Origin of the sequence: Paenibacillus kyungheensis, assembly GCF_028606985.1 — a bacterium.
Taxonomy (GTDB): domain Bacteria; phylum Bacillota; class Bacilli; order Paenibacillales; family Paenibacillaceae; genus Saccharibacillus; species Saccharibacillus kyungheensis.
Genome location: NZ_CP117416.1, coordinates 4,714,014 through 4,731,521, shown reverse-complemented (window position 1 = coordinate 4,731,521; position 17,508 = coordinate 4,714,014). Strand labels below are relative to the sequence as shown.

At 39.6% G+C, this 17,508-nt stretch carries 17 protein-coding genes; 9 read left to right on the top strand and 8 right to left on the bottom strand.

The window, feature by feature from the left end; all coding sequences use genetic code 11:
* Positions 1-49: 49 nt before the first annotated feature.
* The 3 genes from PQ456_RS20535 (at position 50) to PQ456_RS20525 (ending at position 5,111) form a co-directional block, all read left to right on the top strand.
* The gene (locus tag PQ456_RS20535) at positions 50-757 is read left to right on the top strand and encodes a hypothetical protein (RefSeq protein ID WP_273613872.1); all 708 of its coding nucleotides are present in this window, start codon (positions 50-52) and stop codon (positions 755-757) included.
* A 64-nt stretch (positions 758-821) separates the two neighbouring features.
* Positions 822-1,973: a toxic anion resistance protein gene (locus PQ456_RS20530; RefSeq protein WP_273613871.1), complete on the top strand. Its 1,152-nt coding sequence runs from the start codon at positions 822-824 to the stop codon at positions 1,971-1,973.
* A 234-nt stretch (positions 1,974-2,207) separates the two neighbouring features.
* A complete protein-coding gene (locus PQ456_RS20525; protein WP_273613870.1) occupies positions 2,208-5,111 on the top strand; it encodes a glycoside hydrolase family 3 protein in 2,904 nt (967 codons plus the stop codon).
* A 279-nt stretch (positions 5,112-5,390) separates the two neighbouring features.
* On the opposite strand, the gene PQ456_RS20520 is transcribed toward PQ456_RS20525, so the two are convergent.
* From PQ456_RS20520 to PQ456_RS20500, 5 genes are all read right to left on the bottom strand, one after another.
* Complete coding sequence (locus tag PQ456_RS20520; RefSeq protein WP_273613869.1) at positions 5,391-6,203, bottom strand: TraX family protein; 813 nt, start codon at positions 6,201-6,203, stop codon at positions 5,391-5,393.
* Between the two features lie 693 nt (positions 6,204-6,896).
* Positions 6,897-7,652, bottom strand: a complete 756-nt coding sequence (gene pstB / locus PQ456_RS20515) for a phosphate ABC transporter ATP-binding protein PstB (protein WP_069327717.1) — start codon at positions 7,650-7,652, stop codon at positions 6,897-6,899.
* 43 nt (positions 7,653-7,695) lie between these two features.
* The gene (pstA, locus tag PQ456_RS20510; protein WP_273613868.1) at positions 7,696-8,625 is read right to left on the bottom strand and encodes a phosphate ABC transporter permease PstA; all 930 of its coding nucleotides are present in this window, start codon (positions 8,623-8,625) and stop codon (positions 7,696-7,698) included.
* Entirely contained in the window at positions 8,622-9,548 is a 927-nt protein-coding gene (pstC, locus tag PQ456_RS20505; RefSeq protein WP_373461997.1) for a phosphate ABC transporter permease subunit PstC, read from the bottom strand. The genes pstA and pstC overlap by 4 nt, the downstream gene beginning before the upstream one ends.
* Before the next feature lie 147 nt (positions 9,549-9,695).
* Positions 9,696-10,625, bottom strand: a complete 930-nt coding sequence (locus PQ456_RS20500) for a phosphate ABC transporter substrate-binding protein (RefSeq protein ID WP_273613866.1) — start codon at positions 10,623-10,625, stop codon at positions 9,696-9,698.
* 221 nt (positions 10,626-10,846) lie between these two features.
* On the opposite strand from PQ456_RS20500, the gene PQ456_RS20495 reads away from it, so the two are divergent.
* On the top strand, positions 10,847-11,725 hold the full coding sequence (locus PQ456_RS20495) for a DMT family transporter (RefSeq protein ID WP_273613865.1): 879 nt from the start codon (positions 10,847-10,849) through the stop codon (positions 11,723-11,725).
* Between the two features lie 103 nt (positions 11,726-11,828).
* On the opposite strand, the gene PQ456_RS20490 is transcribed toward PQ456_RS20495, so the two are convergent.
* Positions 11,829-12,509 carry an ArsR/SmtB family transcription factor gene (locus tag PQ456_RS20490; protein WP_273613864.1) on the bottom strand — a complete coding sequence of 227 codons (681 nt, stop codon included), beginning with the start codon at positions 12,507-12,509 and terminating at the stop codon, positions 11,829-11,831.
* Positions 12,510-12,648: 139 nt separating this feature from the next.
* A complete protein-coding gene (locus tag PQ456_RS20485) occupies positions 12,649-13,083 on the bottom strand; it encodes a MarR family winged helix-turn-helix transcriptional regulator (protein WP_273613863.1) in 435 nt (144 codons plus the stop codon).
* Between the two features lie 105 nt (positions 13,084-13,188).
* Here PQ456_RS20485 and PQ456_RS20480 point away from each other — a divergent pair, with 105 nt between their 5' ends.
* The 3 genes from PQ456_RS20480 to PQ456_RS20470 all read left to right on the top strand — a co-directional run bounded on the left by PQ456_RS20480 (position 13,189) and on the right by PQ456_RS20470 (position 15,863).
* The gene (locus PQ456_RS20480) at positions 13,189-13,938 is read left to right on the top strand and encodes an SDR family NAD(P)-dependent oxidoreductase (protein ID WP_273613862.1); all 750 of its coding nucleotides are present in this window, start codon (positions 13,189-13,191) and stop codon (positions 13,936-13,938) included.
* Positions 13,939-13,988: 50 nt separating this feature from the next.
* The gene (locus PQ456_RS20475; RefSeq protein WP_273613861.1) at positions 13,989-14,816 is read left to right on the top strand and encodes an SDR family oxidoreductase; all 828 of its coding nucleotides are present in this window, start codon (positions 13,989-13,991) and stop codon (positions 14,814-14,816) included.
* A gap of 150 nt (positions 14,817-14,966) precedes the next feature.
* On the top strand, positions 14,967-15,863 hold the full coding sequence (locus PQ456_RS20470; RefSeq protein WP_273613860.1) for an arginase family protein: 897 nt from the start codon (positions 14,967-14,969) through the stop codon (positions 15,861-15,863).
* An 82-nt stretch (positions 15,864-15,945) separates the two neighbouring features.
* Here the strand turns inward: PQ456_RS20470 and PQ456_RS20465 are convergent, their stop codons facing one another.
* Complete coding sequence (locus tag PQ456_RS20465) at positions 15,946-16,263, bottom strand: YtxH domain-containing protein (protein WP_273613859.1); 318 nt, start codon at positions 16,261-16,263, stop codon at positions 15,946-15,948.
* A gap of 209 nt (positions 16,264-16,472) precedes the next feature.
* Between PQ456_RS20465 and PQ456_RS20460 the strand changes: the two genes are divergently transcribed.
* Complete coding sequence (locus PQ456_RS20460; protein WP_337957865.1) at positions 16,473-16,841, top strand: MarR family winged helix-turn-helix transcriptional regulator; 369 nt, start codon at positions 16,473-16,475, stop codon at positions 16,839-16,841.
* Between the two features lie 64 nt (positions 16,842-16,905).
* Positions 16,906-17,493, top strand: a complete 588-nt coding sequence (locus tag PQ456_RS20455; RefSeq protein WP_273613857.1) for an NAD(P)H-dependent oxidoreductase — start codon at positions 16,906-16,908, stop codon at positions 17,491-17,493.
* Positions 17,494-17,508 lie beyond the last annotated feature (15 nt).

Here is a 17,508-nt window from a genome sequence, read left to right as displayed (position 1 = left end):
TTATTAGAATAGAGTAGTATGATTTTAGACGAAAGGCAGGCGAACCGTAATGACGTTTTGGAAAACGTTTGGAAAATCGACTGTAGGTGGTATCGTAGGATATCTGGCAGGCATATTAGCAGGATTTTGGTTTACAGAAGATTATATTACATTGATCTTCCCGGTGGTGGGGACGTTATCTGGTGTGGTCTGGGCGAAGCTCAGCAGCAATCCTACCGCTAATCTAGACAAACCACTGGCAGAACCTGTTCATATCCAAGAATCAATGGCAACCGATCGACCTCTTGCGTCTACCCTTACCGAAGATCGTCCTGTCAATCGTCTTTCTTCATCTAGTCCTGCTCCTGTTGTAGAACAAGAAGCTGTACCTCCTATTTTCCAGCCTGTGCTTGAGTATTTGGCTGTATTGGAAGATATGGTTATCTCTGAAGGACAAAAGAATAATCTGGATAACGAGATTGTTGAAAAGTCCTGTTCTTTGTTTTTGCGATTACAACGGGTATTGCCGATGTTAGGCGAGCTTCATAACGATGAGATCAATCATACGGTGAAGCGTCTTGTGCTCAAAGATTTGAATAGTATTATCAATCCATTTCTAAGACTGAGTGGCGAAGCCAAATCCAAAAATAGACGTGTACTGTTGGATGGGATCAAAGATGTAGATAGCCGGATTACTCATATCGTCAAAACGATTGAACATAAAGACTTGATGGAGCTACAGACAAGAGCAGAACTTCTTCACCAACGCTACTCCTGATTGACGGTACAATATCTATTTCAGTATGAAGAAGATGTTTATTGATAATAAGGAGGAAGAACTTATGGCAAGTCAACCTATTACGTTAAAAAAAGAAGATGAACACAAAGTGATGCAAGAAGCATCGATGATCATTCAGCGGGTATCGCAAGCAGATCAGATGCAGTTAGATACACTGATGGACGAAGTCGGTAAGCTTGGGATGCAGACACAAGAGCGCGCAGGACAGACGCTACAGATGCTAGACCGTCCGGTGAATGATCTTATGAGTGGCAAATCCAAAGAAGTGTCTAACCTAATCCTATCGCTTCGTAATGAGTGTGAAGAATTACAACAAAGTAAAAATGTAGGCCTATTCGGTAAATTGTTACGCAAATCACCGATCAAAAATTATGTCTACAAATATCAATCTGTCAAAACAAATGTCGATGCGATCGTGATCGGGCTTCGTGATGGGAAAGACAATCTCGAAGAAAATATGATTAGTATGCGTACACTCAAACGCAATTCATTAGAAGAAATTTATCAACTCCAATATAAGATCGAAATGGGCAACAAGCTGAAAGATTTATTTGAAAAAGAAATTCAGAAGCCTGAGAATGCGCCCCGAAAAGTATACTTAGAACGTGGTCTACGTAAAGTGGTCACCCGTATTCAATCAATGACTGAAAATATTATGCTGTTTAATCAAGCAATCGCGGCAACTGATATCGTCAATGATACGAATGATAAGTTGATCGATTCAGTCAACGACTCTGTTTACAAAGCAGCGAACTTAATCAAAATTTCAGCGATGATTGCACTTGCTATAGAAGATCAAGAACGTGTAGCAAATGCTGTTGAAAGTGTAAATCAGACAATCGAAGATCAATTTAAACGCAATGCAGAAATGCTGAAAGTAAACAGTGAACGTTCCGCAGAATTGCTCAAAAAGCCAACGATGTCTCTGGAATCAGTTAATCAAGCAATCAATGATCTGATGTCTGCCCTGGATAACTCGGAACAATCGAACCGCGATATTATCGCTAGTTGTAAAGACTACACTGTAAAATTATCCGGTATCAACGATATGATGACCAAGCGTCTTGGATTAGATAGTGCAGATGCAAAGAATGATCCAATCGCATCAATTACAGGTTCTACAACTGGTTCTGCGCCATCATCGGCACCAAGCTCTTCACCTTCACGCGATCCATTAGCCGATTTATTAAAATAAAAATAATACTATCAAGAACAGTGTTCCTTTACAGGGGAGACTGTTCTTTTTTGTTTATTCTGATCACTAATTATTACGCTAATTAGTGATGGGTGATTTAGTATGTAAGGGCTTTCTTTTGAATATGTATTGTTTTAATATAACAATGAGGTATAAAGCGTAAGAGAAGTGGATAGAACGATAACCTTCTACATATCTATAAAATAACGATAAACTTAAAGGAGATATAACAATATGGAACAAACTCAAAAATACGTATTTCAGGATCATACCGTAGATATAGACACTCGTGTAAAGGATTTGGTATCGCATTTAACAGAGGAAGAAAAGATCGAATCCATGTTGCAGTATCAGCCTGCTGTTGAGCGTCTGGGACTGGCAGGATATAAGCATGGTACAGAAGCGGCACATGGCATAGCATGGCTAGGCGAAGCTACTTTTTTCCCGCAACCGACAGGCTTGGCTTGTACGTGGGATGCTGACTTGATGAAAAAAATCGGTAATGTCATTTCAGATGAAGCTCGGGTAGTGTACAAACGTAATCCAGAAGTGAATGGGTTAACTTTATGGGCGCCTACAGTAGATATGGAACGTGATCCACGTTGGGGACGTAACGAAGAAGCATATGGTGAAGATCCCAAATTGACCGGTGAGTTGACCAGTCATCTTGTGCAAGGGATTCAAGGCGATCATCCTACATACCTCAAAGCAGTAGCGACATTAAAACATTTTCTTGGTAACAATAATGAAGTAGAACGTGGTAGTGGTTCATCGAGTATTGATCCGCGGAATATGCGTGAATATTATTTAAAAGCGTTTGAACAGCCTTTTGTAGAAGGCGGAGCCAAGTCGATGATGACCGCATATAATTCGATCAATGGCACGCCAGCTATTCTTCATCCGCTGGTAAATGAAGTCGTCAAAGGCGAATGGGGAATGGATGGATTTATCGTTAGCGATGCAGGCGATGTTATGGGAATTATGAATGATCATCATTATTACGATTCTCATACACCAGGTGTTGCAGAGTCTGTCAAAGCTGGAATAGACAGTATCACCGATGATGCAGAATTATCCAAAACAGCTTTGCGTGAAGCTTTGGCTAATGGTCAGCTCACATTTGAAGATATTGATGGGGCTTTATTCAATACGTTTCGTGTTCGCTTTCTATTAGGGGAATTCGATCCTGCGGAACTGAATCCATATGCTCATATCGGTGAAGAAGCGATGATGACTCCAGAAGCTCAAGCGCTATCACTAGAAGCTTCACGTAAATCAATAGTATTGCTCAAAAATGACAATCAGACTTTACCATTATCCAAAACGACTACTGGAAAAGTAGCTATAATCGGAGAACTTGGTAATGTAGTATATCGAGATTGGTATTCAGGTACTTTGCCTTATGCAGTTACAGCGGTAGAAGGAATTCAAGGTAAAACGGCTGGAAAAGTAGTATATCAAGATGGTAATGATCGGATTACATTGACTTCTACAGCAACAGGAGCGCCATTGTCGATCCAACCTGATCCAGTAACAGAAGCAGGCAGTCAGCCAGAAAAATCAGTCAATCCGAATGAATTGAATCTCAATAAACCTATTACAGGGATACTGAGCGCATCGAGTGAATCCACTACAGAGCAGCATGTATTTGAATTGTCTGACTGGGGATTCGGCAGTTATACGTTACGTTCTCCAGAGCAGAAATATTGGACAACTAATGATGAGCAAGCGATCGTAACCGCATCTGCTGATGAAGCGTATGGTTGGTTTGTAAAAGAAGTTTTTGGACTTCAACCTCAAGCAAATGGTAAAACGACCATCACCACATGGAATGGCAAAATCGTTTCGGTAGATCCAACTTCCGGTCAATTAACAGTGACAGAATCATCAGAAGCGATCGATGAGCAGTCTTCTTTTGAGAAAAAAGTGATAGAAAATGGGTTAGAGCAAGTCATCGCTGCCGCTCAATCAGCAGATACTGCTATTGTATTTGTAGGGAATAACCCTTTAATTAACGGAAAAGAAGAAATCGATCGTCCTAGCTTAGAATTAGCAGCATCTCAACTTCAAATGGTACAAGAAGTATACAAAGTGAATCCGAACACAGTGGTAGTGGTTGTCGGAAGTTATCCATTTGCGATGGAGTGGGTGGAAGAACATATTCCTGCGATTATTTATCTTTCTCATGTAGGGCAAGAGTTAGGCAATGCAGTAGCTGATGTATTATATGGAGATTATGCTCCAGCAGGTCGTCTGAATATGACATGGTATCGTTCTGAAGAACAGCTAAGTGATATTCGAGATTACGATATTATTCGTACAGGTAGAACGTATCAGTATTTTGAAGGCGATGTGTTGTATCCTTTCGGTCATGGTCTAACGTATGGGAATTTCCAATACAGTAATATTCAAGTAATCTCGTCTGAATTAGAAGCAGATGAAGTAATCGAATTATCTGTACATGTCGCTAATATCGGTGAGATCGATAGCGAAGAAGTAGTGCAATTGTATACTCGTGCTGATCATTCTCGTGTAAAGCGTCCGCTCAAAACATTACAAGCGTTCCGCCGTATTCATGTAGCAGCAGGAGCATCACAGACCGTACATTTTACAATACCTGTGAAAGAATTAGCATTCTGGGATGTCACACGTGATCAATATTGTGTGGAGTCGGGCACGTATACTTTGATGATTGGACATTCTTCAGCAGATATTACTCAGCATATCGGTATCAAAGTCAATGGAGAAGTTATTCCTGCGCGTGACCTAACGGTGAGCACACGAGCTGAAAATTATGATAACTATCATCAAGTATGGCTTGGTGAATCCAAAGAAGGTGGCGCTGTCGTAGAAGCTATCACAGACGGGGCATGGATACTATTCCAAGATGTAGAATTTGGTACAGGAGTAGAGCATTTTGAGGCTCGTATCGCTACTACAGAAGATCAAGCGAAGATCGAGATTGTATTGGATCAAGTAGATCAAGCCAGTGTAGGCGCTATAGTGCTTAACACTGCATCAGGTGATCAAAGCTGGAGCACAGAGCAAACAGCCATCACAGGGGTTACAGGGAAGCATGATGTCTATCTCAAGCTTGCTAAAGGGGTGCGAATCTCTACATTTCAATTTGGATCATAATCGGCAATAGAGGTTCATTATACGCAGACAAAGCCATGCAACAATAACTATCGTGGTTCATGATTAAATTGATAAATAGGTAGTTCAGCAACCACAACAAGTGCAATCACAACGACTACAATAATAACACCTGCAAAAATAAAGCGATCAGCCATAAGATCATCTCCTACGTTATAAATAGCAACACTATTCGTTGATTATACAAACAAGCAATTGTATGTAACAGATATCGTTCGTATTGATAAGACGAACGATATCTGTTTTTTGTATCGACTTTTGTTACTGTTGTATCCAATAAGCGAGTAGATAAAGAAAATAAATATGAGCAGGATAGAATAGATAAAAGAAATATTTCATACTACGCCCTTTTTCCCCGTTATATAACCAGATAGGAATAACAGCCAGAATCATCAACCACTGAAAATTAGTATCCAAATCAAGTAGAGAAGAACCGGATAATACACCAATCATTAGCGAAAATAAGATCAAACCAATCAGTTGCCCCAGACGATATTTGCGCAATAGATAGAACATAATACCGAGCAAAATAAATAAGTAACCACCTTCAACCAATATAGGTGTAGGTAATACATACATGATATACAAGCTCCATGATGGAATATGTTCTTGCGATAACAGGCTCATCATTGCAAAGCTCAACACAATAGGAACAATCATCAGACCGATAGCCCCTAACATGCGCCACCAGTGATGTTGACGAATACTTTGCACCAAATAATCAATAAACAGCATATAAAGCACAGCTAGAAATAACGTCCCAAAAATATTATTCATGAGTACATTATCTGAAGGAAATGTAGTTTGTAGTATTTGGCTCACAATATTCATCCCTACAAAACCAATATACAAATGCAATAAATATTTGAATCGATTACGGGTATAATGAAATCCTTCTGCACTTAAAAATAAAAAGATAGGCGCAACAATGCGACCCAACCATGTAAACCACATCGGTATTCCATCGATATAAAAAAATTGATGCACATGATCAAAAACCATCAACAGTATCCCTAGACATTTAAGTTGAAAATGATTGAGTGTAATTCCTTTATGAAGTGTTAGTGTAGACAATATCAGTCACCGTCCTTTAATAGATAGCTCAAGCATAAAGGACAGGCGTATGATGTAACTATCGATTTACCTTAAACTTTCCTTACATGCCATTTAAGGTTCTGTTCGTATGTATAGGAATATAATGGCGATATAGTTAGATGTATTCGAAATCTTAAAAACGCTATCATAATTCGTTAATCTATCTGAAAAAACAAGCTGTACTATTAAAAAATCATTTTTTTTGCTAAATTAGACTGTAATGTACACAGTACAATATGATATAATAGCTTTACACAAAGCCTACAAGTAGGCATAAAGAAATAACCCGTTATGATGCGTCAACATCATAACAGGTTACACGACAGTCAGTGGGCGACCACGGTATGAAATCCTATAAAATAGCTACAAGAAAACCACCGGAAAAGAGGCCGTTAACCTAGTCCCGGTGGTTTTTCTTGTCTTTGGATTTTTTCGAGATCGAATACGATGTATATAAGCTAATCAGAATACTGATCACATTATCACTGGCATTCAATATCTTAAAAATCCATTCCAGAAATGATACGGCGTCACCCCCTTTCGGGACGTTCACACCGCATCAATCCACCGGTTCAGCTGTCATTATTCATTATAGCATTTGTACGAATAATCAACCACTGGAAATAGCGTAAAAAAGTTTATTTTGCATGTTATAAATATAAAAAAGACGCTTCATCCGAAGCGTCCCATAATATAATCTTGAGTTGATTGTTGAGTTGGATTGGTGAAAATTGTATCGGTTTCACCATGTTCCATCAATTTACCCAAATAGAAGTATGCTGTATAATTCGATACTCGTGCTGCTTGTTGCATGTTGTGGGTAACAATAACGATGCGTAGTTCATCTTTCAGTTCACTGATCAATTCTTCGACTTTACCTGTAGACACCGGATCAAGTGCAGAAGCGGGTTCATCTAGTAGCAAAATCTGTGGTGTTACTGATAACGCACGGGCTATACATAGACGTTGTTGCTGTCCACCGGACAAAGACAAAGCAGATTCTTTTAATCGATCTTTGACTTCGTCCCAGAGTGCCGCTTTACGTAAGCTAGACTCTACAATTTCATCCAGTTGTTTGCGATTTTTGGTTCCATAATAACGAGGGCCAAACGCAATATTTTCATAGATCGATTTGAAAAATGGGTTAGGACGTTGCCATACCATACCGATCCGTTGACGAAGCTTAATTACATCTGTAGAAGAGGCAGTCAGATCAATGCCATCCATCCAGATATGTCCTGTTGTGCGAGAACCCGCGATCTCATCATTCATCCGATTCAAAGAACGAAGAAATGTAGATTTACCACAACCGGAAGGACCGATCAGTGCAGTAACACTTTGTGCCGGGAAAGACATACTTATATTTTTAACGGCTTGATACTCACCATAATAGATGCTTAAATCTTCTGTACTAAAAGGTAATGCCATTGAGAAATTCCTCCTTAAATTCACTCCAAAAGCAGATCAACTATTAATTCATTCGTCTTGAAGCGGTCATATAACGATAAAGAGTACGTCCTAAGAAACGAGCTAATAGATTGAAGATTAACACCATAATTACAAGTACAGCTGAAGCGCCTGCTGCAATCTGCGTAGCATCTGGAGCAATACCTTCACTGTTTACTTTCCAAATATAGACCGCTAATGTCTCAGCCGGACGAAGAGGATTGATTGGTGAACGTGGACTCAGTGGATTCCAGTTCGAGAAATCAAGTGGCGGTGTACTCATACCTGCTGTAAATAATAGAGCTGCCGCTTCACCAAATACACGACCAGATGCCAAGATGGTACCTGTAATTAAAGAAGGAATAGCAACCGGTAGCATAATCGAAGTGATGATTTTCCACTTGGATAGACCGAGTGCAAGACCTGCTTCTTTTTGCTCTTTGGGAACACCTGCAAAAGCTTGCTCGGTAATCCGTACCATTAACGGTAAGTTAAAGATCGTCAAGGCAAGTGCACCGGATAGTAAAGAGAATCCAAGATTAAATGTATTTACGATTAACAACAAACCGAACAAACCGATAACGATAGAAGGGAAAGAAGATAATACTTCTACGACCAAGCGAATAAAGTTAGTTAACTTACCCGGTTTGGCATATTCAGACATATAGATACCTGCTCCAAGACCAAGTGGAACAGTAATCAACATCGTTAAGAATAATAAGAATAAGGAGTTAAACAACTGAGGCCCAATTCCTCCGCCAGCTCGCATCGTCTGCGGAACCGTTGTTAAAAAGCTCCAACTGATATGTCCAAGTCCACGAAATAAAATAAATCCAAGTAAACCAATTAGAATCGCTACAATCGCCATTGCAAAAGTAACGATGAGCACAGTAGCCACTTTATCAGTGGCTTTCGCGCGTTTTCTTGCTTTATGATTGACTTTTACTGTGCTCATAACCGGTTTCTCCTTTCAAGTAGACGAATAATCAAGACGAAGACAAATGTCATCAACATCAAGACAAGCGCCATACTCCACAACGCATTATTCTGAATAGATCCCATCGCTGTGTTACCCATACCCAATGTGATTACGCTGGTAAGAGTCGAAGCAGATTCCAGTAAGGATGTAGGGATATGTGGCGAGTTACCAATAACCATCTGTACAGCCAATGCTTCACCAAAAGCACGAGCCATACCCAGTACGATACCTGTTAACAATGCAGGCATTACTGTTGGCAACACTACACGATAAATCGTTTGCCAGCGTGTAGCACCTAGCGCATACGAAGCTTCACGTAATCCGCGTGGAAGAGAAGCGAGAGCGTCCGCAGCAACACTCGTAATCGTTGGCAAAATCATAATAGACAATACCAGTGCTCCTGCGCCGATCCCAATTCCTTGTCCGCCTACATGTTCACGTAGAAACGGTACAATGACACTCAAACCGATAAATCCGTACACCACCGAAGGAATACCTGATAGCAATTCAATCGCTGGTTGAAGGATACGTTTACCAAAGCTAGGTACAATCTCTGTCATAAATAAAGCTGCCGAGATACTCAACGGGCTAGCGATTAATGCTGCAAGCACAGTAACCATAAATGAACCTGTAATAAACGGTAATGCTCCAAAAGAAGGCGTATCTGCTTGAGGATTCCAATTTGTGCCTAAGAAAAATTCTTTTAGACTTACGCCATTGACCGCAAAGGTAGCCACACCTTTAGATGTTACAAAATAAACAATCGATATAATAACAGCAATCAGAAATACGACACAGATAGACGTGTAAATTTTACCGATCCAGTCTTCTACGCGATGCTTTTCCATAGGCCAGGCGCGCCTCCGTGCTTCTCTTGGAGTTGTGTTGGATTGCTCCATACGTTAAAACCTCTTTTCTTCAACTTAAATGGTAATGATTAGAAATTTTCGAGCTATAGTAAACGTGAAAAGAGAGGCGGATAGTCCGCCTCTTCCAGCTATTGCCTTGGAAACGTGAGTTTCCTCTTTTCACAGTATGGTTATTCATTACTTCGTGATCTTACCATCAACATCACGTTTTACTTGCATACCAGAGATCGAGATATACCCAAGATCTTTTACATCACCATTTTGTACTTCGTCAGTCAACATGTAATCAAGCAAAGCTTTTGTTGCTGCATCAGGCTCGCCTTTTGTATACATGTGCTCATAAGCCCAGACAGGGTATTTACCACTTTCAACGTTCTCTACGTTAGCATCAACACCATCGTATTGAATCGCTTTAAGGCTATCATCAAGGTAAGAAAGAGCCAAGTAACCAATAGCACCTGGAGTTTCAGTTACCAATTTCTTAACTGTTCCTGAAGAATCTTCTTGGATTGAACCTGCCAAATCTTCTACTTTTTGTCCTAGAGCAAATTTCTCATAAGTTGCACGAGTACCTGAGCTGCTTGGACGGTTAACGATAACGATTGCTTGATCTTTACCGCCAACATCTTTCCAGTTTTTCACTTTACCAGTGAAAATATCGATTAATTGTTGTTTTGTTAAGTTTGTAACACCAGCTGCTTCGTTCGCTACTGTTGCAATCGCAACAACCGCTACTTGATGATCAACCAATTCTTTTGCTTTATCAGCATCTAATTTTTCTTCTGCAAATACATCAGAGTTACCAATGTTTGCTTGACCTTCAGATACTTGAGTCAATCCTGTACCACTACCGCCGCCTTGTACTTGAACGGAGATGTTAGCATATTTTGAATCTGCCATGAATTTCTGAGCGACTTGATCAACCAATGGTTGTAATGCAGTCGATCCTACAGCAAGCACGGACCCGCTAAGTTCTGTACCTGTGGAAGCTTCTCCTGTAGTACCAGTTGTTGACCCTGACCCTGTAGTACCTGTTTTAGAACCACAAGCAGCAAGTACAAGAATCATCGTCAGTGTAAATAATAAAATTGGCAGTTTTCTAGACATCGTTTAAATCTCCTCCCCCTAATTAAAGGACCATACGTTTATGTTTTATTTTTGACTACTCACTTATTGTAGGGGGGCAATGTTAGGTGTAAGTCCGAGTTTTGTAAACTCTGTATTAAAATTATACGAAATATTGTATTCCATACTTCGATCAGTATTGAACTATTTTGCGATTATAATCAGAACAGCAAAGTGAAAAGAACAAAATAGGGAGATTTGAGATGAAGAAGTGGACGTTTATAGTGTTGATTGTGTTAACGACTTTTTTGATGGGCTCTTCTTTTGCAGTAGGTAAAATAGGGCTAACGTATGCTTCGCCATTATATTTGGCAGCTTTGCGTTTTATAGTGGCAGGAGTCGTAATGTTAATAGTGGTAATTGTTTTACGGAGACCACGCCCAACTGGAAAACGGAATTGGGTGAAAATAGGGGTGATCGGCGCTTTACAGACAGCAGGTGTAATGGGATGTATTTTTATCAGTCTACGTACGATTACCGCAAGCGAATCGTCGATTTTGACATTTACCAATCCATTACTGGTTGTGGTGTTAGGGACGATTTTTTCAGGGATACGCTATAAATGGTATCAGTGGGTCGGTGTGTTATTAGGAGTGATCGGTGTCTCTATCACCGTAGGCGCACAGGTAGAATGGAAAATAGGTATCGTATGGGGATTATGTTCAGCGATATTCTGGGCGACAGCTACTTTGTTAGTGAAAAAATGGGGTGTGCTATTTGATACATGGGTATTATCTGCGTATCAGATGTTATGCGGAGGGATTATTTTATTATTACTTAGTCTGACTTTAGAAGAACCATTTTTTATCTGGAACCATGAATCGATATTGATTTTGCTATGGTTAAGTATTTTTTCTTCTATTATTCAATTTGCTGTCTGGTACTATGTGTTGCAACATGGTGATCCGGGGAAAACGAGCTCATTTTTATTTTTAGCGCCTTTTTTCGGAGTATTGTCCGGTTGGTTACTGCTTGGAGAAACGTTATACATTTCCAGTATTGTAGGAGGATTATGTATTATAGTAGGAATTTATCTGGTCAATCGACAGTTTCAGTCTAAAAAGAAATCTATCAGCACCTGAGAATCGATCCAGACATATTACGGTACGTTGTGAATATTTCCTATACATGAAGATCAAAAATAAACATCTGGAAAGGATAAACGTACAGCTATATGATCAATGTTCAAAGATCGAATACAGTGTGCAGACCGGTTGTTCCGAGTTCAGTCACTTTAACCGCTCGAATCGAAGGGACTCGTACAATCCAGCCGATATCAAACAAATGATTCATTAGCCCTTGCCCTAATGCGCCGCCTAAATGATGTCGACGTTCACTCCAATCCAGACAAGCATGGGAAAAAGAACGGCGTTTGCGCTTGAGGACAGGTAAGTCGATCCCGAAATGAGTAAAAAAGGTCTCCCCTTTAGCAGTGATTACAAATTCAGTATCGCCTGTAGTGATGTACTGGTTAGCTAGCATTGAATCGGTTAGATCTACACCTAATTTGCCAGCTAAATGATCGTAACATGTACGTGCTTCACGCAATAGTTGAACTTGAGTCGATTGTCGTAACGACCGTACTTTGGGCGGAGCAGAGATCGTTAGAAATGACTCTAACATAGAAGCGATATCTGTATTAGCTAACTGATAATAACGATGTCGACCATGCTTCTCAAACGTGATGAGTTGACCTTCGATTAATTTGGACAAATGAAAACTAGCAGTCTGCGGTGTAATGCCTGTCATCAATGCCAGTTCACTAGCAGTATGAAAACGTCCATCCATTAGACTGGTCAAAATAGTAGCTCGTGAAGGCTCGGCTAACAAAGAAGCCAGTTCAGCAATATTGGGATTAATACTCATCATATAGTCCTTTCTGTGTGCTCTATTTAGCGCTCATCGAAATCAATCATAACATCAAAAGAGCAAGCAAAAGCGGCTGGTTGAATGTGCTTTGGCTTGCTCTTTTTTTGATCTACACTTTTTGGAACTACATCAAGTGTTATTTGGTTCTTTCTGCTAATCGGGTAATTAATTCGATATCTTGTTCAGTCAATTGTGCAAAAAAATGTTTGCGCATCGCTTGAGAAATAACAGGGCGAGCATTATCTAAAGCTGATTGACCTTCCGATGTAATCCCTACCTGAACTCCGCGATCGGTATCTAAAGGAGTACGCATCACCAATCCACGCTTTTCCATACGCTTGAGATGATGAGAAAGTCGGCTTTTATCCCAATTCATATAGTCTGCCAATTCCTGCTGACGAAGTTTTCCTTCTCCAAAAAGAACCAACCGATCCAATATGCCAAAATCGCTTTCTGATAATCCCGTATGATCCGACATTTCTTTGACAATACGACCAAAAATCGTATGGAATGTACCTTTCCACATATGCCATATTTTCATTTCTTCTTGATTGATCTCATGATTATCCATAAACATATAATAGCATGGTTGACACGTCAACTTCAACGTGTTAGATTGTATCTAGGTTGACGTGTCAACCTGAAAAATACATTTATTATTCCAAAGGAGATCATTATGGATAACAAACAGGTTGCTTTGGTTAGTGGAGCGAATAAGGGCATAGGTCTACAGATTGCAAAAGATCTTGTTGCCAAAGGATTTACTGTATTTGTAGGATCACGACATTTAGAAAACGGCAAGCTAGCTGTAAATGATATAGGTGAAGGCGCTCATGCTCTACAACTGGATGTAACGGATCAACATTCTATTACAGCCGCAGCACAACATATTGAGCAAGAATATGGTCGTCTGGATGTACTGATCAATAATGCAGGTATTTCACATGCAGGCAGATCCGATGGGGATTTTCCAGAAAGTGTGCAATCCGGTCTATTAACTGTAGCTCCTATGGAAGATATACGTGTTGTTTTTGAAACGAATGTATTCGGTGTGATTGCTCTTACGCAAGCGATGTTACCGCTACTACACCAATCTCCGGCAGGGCGTATCGTGAATATAGGAAGCTCTGGCGGATCATTAACTTGGAATTCTAATCCCGATAATCCTCATCGTGCTATGTTCGGAACATATTCTTCTTCCAAATCTGCACTTCATGCGATTACACTTGCGTTTGCATTTGCGTTAGAATCCACTCCGATCAAAGTCAATATTGCTTGTCCTGGATTTATCTCGACAGCTCTGAATAACTTTGCTGGTACACGTAGTGTAGAAGAAGGCGCTCGGGAAGCAGTCCGCCTTGCTATGCTTGGTTCGGATGGCCCAACAGGTACATTTTCAGATGAGAACGGTATGGTAGCCTGGTAATAAGCTAATTTTTTTAAAAATTCATTTCTATGATAAGGTGGGTTTTTATTATGCGTGTATTTGTAACAGGAGCAACAGGTTATATCGGTTCTGCTGTCGTTCGTGAACTTATAGATTCCGGTCACACCGTAGTAGGGTTGGCTCGCTCAGATCACAGTGCTGAATGGTTGCAAAAGCTAGGAGCAGAAGCTTATCGAGGTGATATAGATAACGTTACCAGTCTTCAGCAAGGTGTTGCTCAAGCAGACGGTGTTATTCATTTAGCATTCAAACACGATTTTGCGGATTTTGAAGGGTCGCTTGCGACTGATTTGCAAGTGATAGAGAGTATAGGAGCGGTACTGGAAGGTTCGGATAAGCCTTTTATAACGACAGCTCATTTTAACGGAGTCGCTTCAGAGCAAGTCGCATTATCGTTAGCTCAGCGCGGAGTGCGTACATCGATTATAGAACTTTGTCCGTCTGTACATGGAGAAGGAGATACTGGCTTTATCCCGAAATTAATTACAATCGCTAAAGAAAAAGGTGTAGCAGCGTATATAGAAGAAGGGATGAATCGCTGGCCTGCTGTTCATCGTTTAGATGCTGCTCATTTATATTGTCTTGCTTTAGCAAAAGCAGAACCAGGTTCAAGATTAGATGGGGTCGCAGACGAAGGTATTGTATTTCGTGATATTGCTACCGTAATCGGTAAGCATCTGAATGTACCTGTTGTTAGCATCCCACAGGATCAAGCACAAGATCACTTCGGTTTTCTAGGAGCATTAGCAGCTTTAGATATTCCACGCTCCAGTCAATCCACTCAACAACAGTTGGGCTGGCAACCGGTACATCCTTCCTTACTTGAGGATTTAGAACAAGGGCATTATTTTCGTTAATGACGGCTAATACTTAACATATATCATTCACTCCCCTTCTGTATATTAGAAGGGTTTTGTTTGTTAAACTAGAGAAATCGACTCATAATCATTTATAAATGATCTATGATATTCAATCTATACTCATGATGAGCAGAAGGAGCAGAACATATGCCTATTTATCCGATAGATGTTTTTGAATTTCCTACGAATTTGGGTCTAAATAAGAAAGAAGAAGATGAACAACCAGGTGTTTATGTATTGCCAGAACATTTCAAAACATATGGGTTGTACGATCAACTACCGATACAAAATAGATACACGTTACTAGCTCCGCCTTATGAGATAAAGAAAGATGCAGTATCAGGCATCCTTAATATAGAAGCTGTTGCTCATTATGCGTTACAACAAGCAGAACTATTAGCAACAGCACTTGAAGAAAAGACATTTAAATTAATGATCGGTGGAGATTGCAGTATTTTGGTTGGCAATATGATGGCATTAAAGCAGAAAGGTACTTACGGACTGTTCTTTTTGGATGGACATACTGATTATTTACCTACTTCATCTTCTCATACAGGTGGAGCAGTTGCAGGTCTTGATTTAGCTATTGTAACGGGGCTAGGAGATGATCGCATAACAAATCTAAATGATCTTAAACCTTATGTTCTTGAGGAGCATGTATTTTGTGTAGGTAATCGAGAACTGGATGATTCTTATGTTCAACCTATATTGGATTCTGCTATTCGTTATATGGATCTACCTACATTACGTAAGACAGGTATAGAACATATCGTGAACCAGTTTCTAGATATGGTGGAACAGCAACAATTAGAAGGATTTTTTATTCATTTCGATGTAGATGTGTTAAATGATCTGATTATGCCTGCGATAGATAGCAGACAAACGGACGGGTTAGATTATGTAGAACTTATCCAGCTATTGCGACCATTGGTATCTCATCCTCAAGTCGTTGGGCTTGAAATTACTGTATTTGATCCTCATCTGGATCGTGATGGAATATATGCTACATCTTTTATTGAACAACTTGTAGATATTTTTTCTTGATCAAAATAGTAAAATAAAAAAAGTAAAAGCTTTGCCAGAATATCAGCAAAGCTTTTACTTTGAAGAAATGTATAAAGTACGATTAATTATTATGTGAGTCTTTAAATCCTTGAATTTCACCTTTAACTTCTTTAGTAGCGGATTGTGCTTCGTCTTTCAAATCTTTCACACCATCAAGAGATTCTTTTACCATACCTACAACTTCTTGACCTTTTTCAGCAAGAACATGTCCACGTTCGTTCAACATTGGAGCGTTCTCAACAACAAGATCAGTCAATTCTGCTACACGAGTACGGATTTTGTCACCTTGTGGAGTAGAGAACAAAAGTGCTGCTCCTGCACCAATTAATGCTCCAGCGATTGCACCTGTAATAATTGATTTTGTAGATTCGTTATCCATTTGTAGTCGACCCCTCATCTTAGCAATTTAGTATTTACTGTATTATTACCCAGTCTGACGGATATTACACTCCTTCTTCATAATAATTCATTTTACCAAAATAGAAAAATATAATACTTGCAAATATATAGATATCTATGTATTATAAAAATATGCTAAATTACAATGCGTGTTCCATTATCTCGAAGATACGTGATGACGTTAATAAATTGATTATCACAGAGTTAGAAAAGAACAATGTGACAGAAGTTGTTCCTTCTCATGGAGACATTCTTTGCTTTTTGTATAGTGAAAAATGTGGATTATCTGTTAATACGTTAGCACAAAAAGTACATCGTACCCAACCAACGGTTACAGTATTAGTTAACAAATTAGAGAAGCTTGGTTATGTTAAGCGGAGCAAAGACGAAGTCGATCAGCGGATCACAATGATTCATTTAACCGATAAAGGTTGGGAGTTAGAGCCGATCTTTAATCAAGTGTCTGAAGCTGTGAATCAAAAAGTCTATGGTCATCTGAATGAACAGGAACAAGAGCAATTTGAGTATTTGTTAGAACGTGTGTATTCCGGGCTTTGAGTGAGTGAGAGCCTTTTTTTATAAAAATATATAGATATCTATCTAAATGAGGAGAATGTTATTCATGAAACATCTAATCGTATTTGCTCATCCGCATCAAGAAGGAACCAATCAAGCTATTTTGAAAAGAATGGTACAGACTTTAGAATCTCAAGGACATGAAGTTGTTGTTCGTGACCTCTATGCCTTGAATTTTCAACCTGTACTTACAGAAGCAGATACAGAAGCAATGAAAGCTGGCAATACACCAGCAGATATCAAAGCTGAGCAAGAATACATTACAGCGGCTGAAGCGATAACGTTTGTTTATCCAATTTGGTGGACAGGTTTGCCTGCTATTTTGAAAGGATATGTAGATCGCGTGTTTGCTTACGGATTTGCTTATGGATATGGAGAAACAGGGGTTGCTCAATTGCTTACAGGTAAAAAAGGATTAATTATTAATACGCATGGTCAGACTAACGAGATTTACGATCAAGTGGGTATGACAGATGGTCTAAAAATTACATCTACCACTGGTATTTTCGGATTTGTAGGTATTGAAAGTGTAGGGCATTTGATCTTTGGTGGTGCTCCTTACGCAGATGAAGCTCAACTTGAAAATGTATTGCGTCAGGTTGAAGAGAAGGTAACTACTGCTTTTAATGCATAAAACAATCGCTTTATT

What these genes read in the sequence shown, in the direction of transcription:
- PQ456_RS20535 (WP_273613872.1), top strand. Translation starts at nt 50, where the DNA reads ATGACGTTTTGGAAAACGTTTGGAAAATCGACTGTAGGTGGTATCGTA.
- PQ456_RS20530 (WP_273613871.1), top strand. Translation starts at nt 822, where the DNA reads ATGGCAAGTCAACCTATTACGTTAAAAAAAGAAGATGAACACAAAGTG.
- PQ456_RS20525 (WP_273613870.1), top strand. Translation starts at nt 2,208, where the DNA reads ATGGAACAAACTCAAAAATACGTATTTCAGGATCATACCGTAGATATA.
- pstB (WP_069327717.1), bottom strand. Translation starts at nt 7,652, where the DNA reads ATGGCATTACCTTTTAGTACAGAAGATTTAAGCATCTATTATGGTGAG.
- pstA (WP_273613868.1), bottom strand. Translation starts at nt 8,625, where the DNA reads ATGAGCACAGTAAAAGTCAATCATAAAGCAAGAAAACGCGCGAAAGCC.
- pstC (WP_373461997.1), bottom strand. Translation starts at nt 9,548, where the DNA reads ATGGAGCAATCCAACACAACTCCAAGAGAAGCACGGAGGCGCGCCTGG.
- PQ456_RS20500 (WP_273613866.1), bottom strand. Translation starts at nt 10,625, where the DNA reads ATGTCTAGAAAACTGCCAATTTTATTATTTACACTGACGATGATTCTT.
- PQ456_RS20495 (WP_273613865.1), top strand. Translation starts at nt 10,847, where the DNA reads ATGAAGAAGTGGACGTTTATAGTGTTGATTGTGTTAACGACTTTTTTG.
- PQ456_RS20490 (WP_273613864.1), bottom strand. Translation starts at nt 12,509, where the DNA reads ATGAGTATTAATCCCAATATTGCTGAACTGGCTTCTTTGTTAGCCGAG.
- PQ456_RS20485 (WP_273613863.1), bottom strand. Translation starts at nt 13,083, where the DNA reads ATGGATAATCATGAGATCAATCAAGAAGAAATGAAAATATGGCATATG.
- PQ456_RS20480 (WP_273613862.1), top strand. Translation starts at nt 13,189, where the DNA reads ATGGATAACAAACAGGTTGCTTTGGTTAGTGGAGCGAATAAGGGCATA.
- PQ456_RS20475 (WP_273613861.1), top strand. Translation starts at nt 13,989, where the DNA reads ATGCGTGTATTTGTAACAGGAGCAACAGGTTATATCGGTTCTGCTGTC.
- PQ456_RS20470 (WP_273613860.1), top strand. Translation starts at nt 14,967, where the DNA reads ATGCCTATTTATCCGATAGATGTTTTTGAATTTCCTACGAATTTGGGT.
- PQ456_RS20465 (WP_273613859.1), bottom strand. Translation starts at nt 16,263, where the DNA reads ATGGATAACGAATCTACAAAATCAATTATTACAGGTGCAATCGCTGGA.
- PQ456_RS20455 (WP_273613857.1), top strand. Translation starts at nt 16,906, where the DNA reads ATGAAACATCTAATCGTATTTGCTCATCCGCATCAAGAAGGAACCAAT.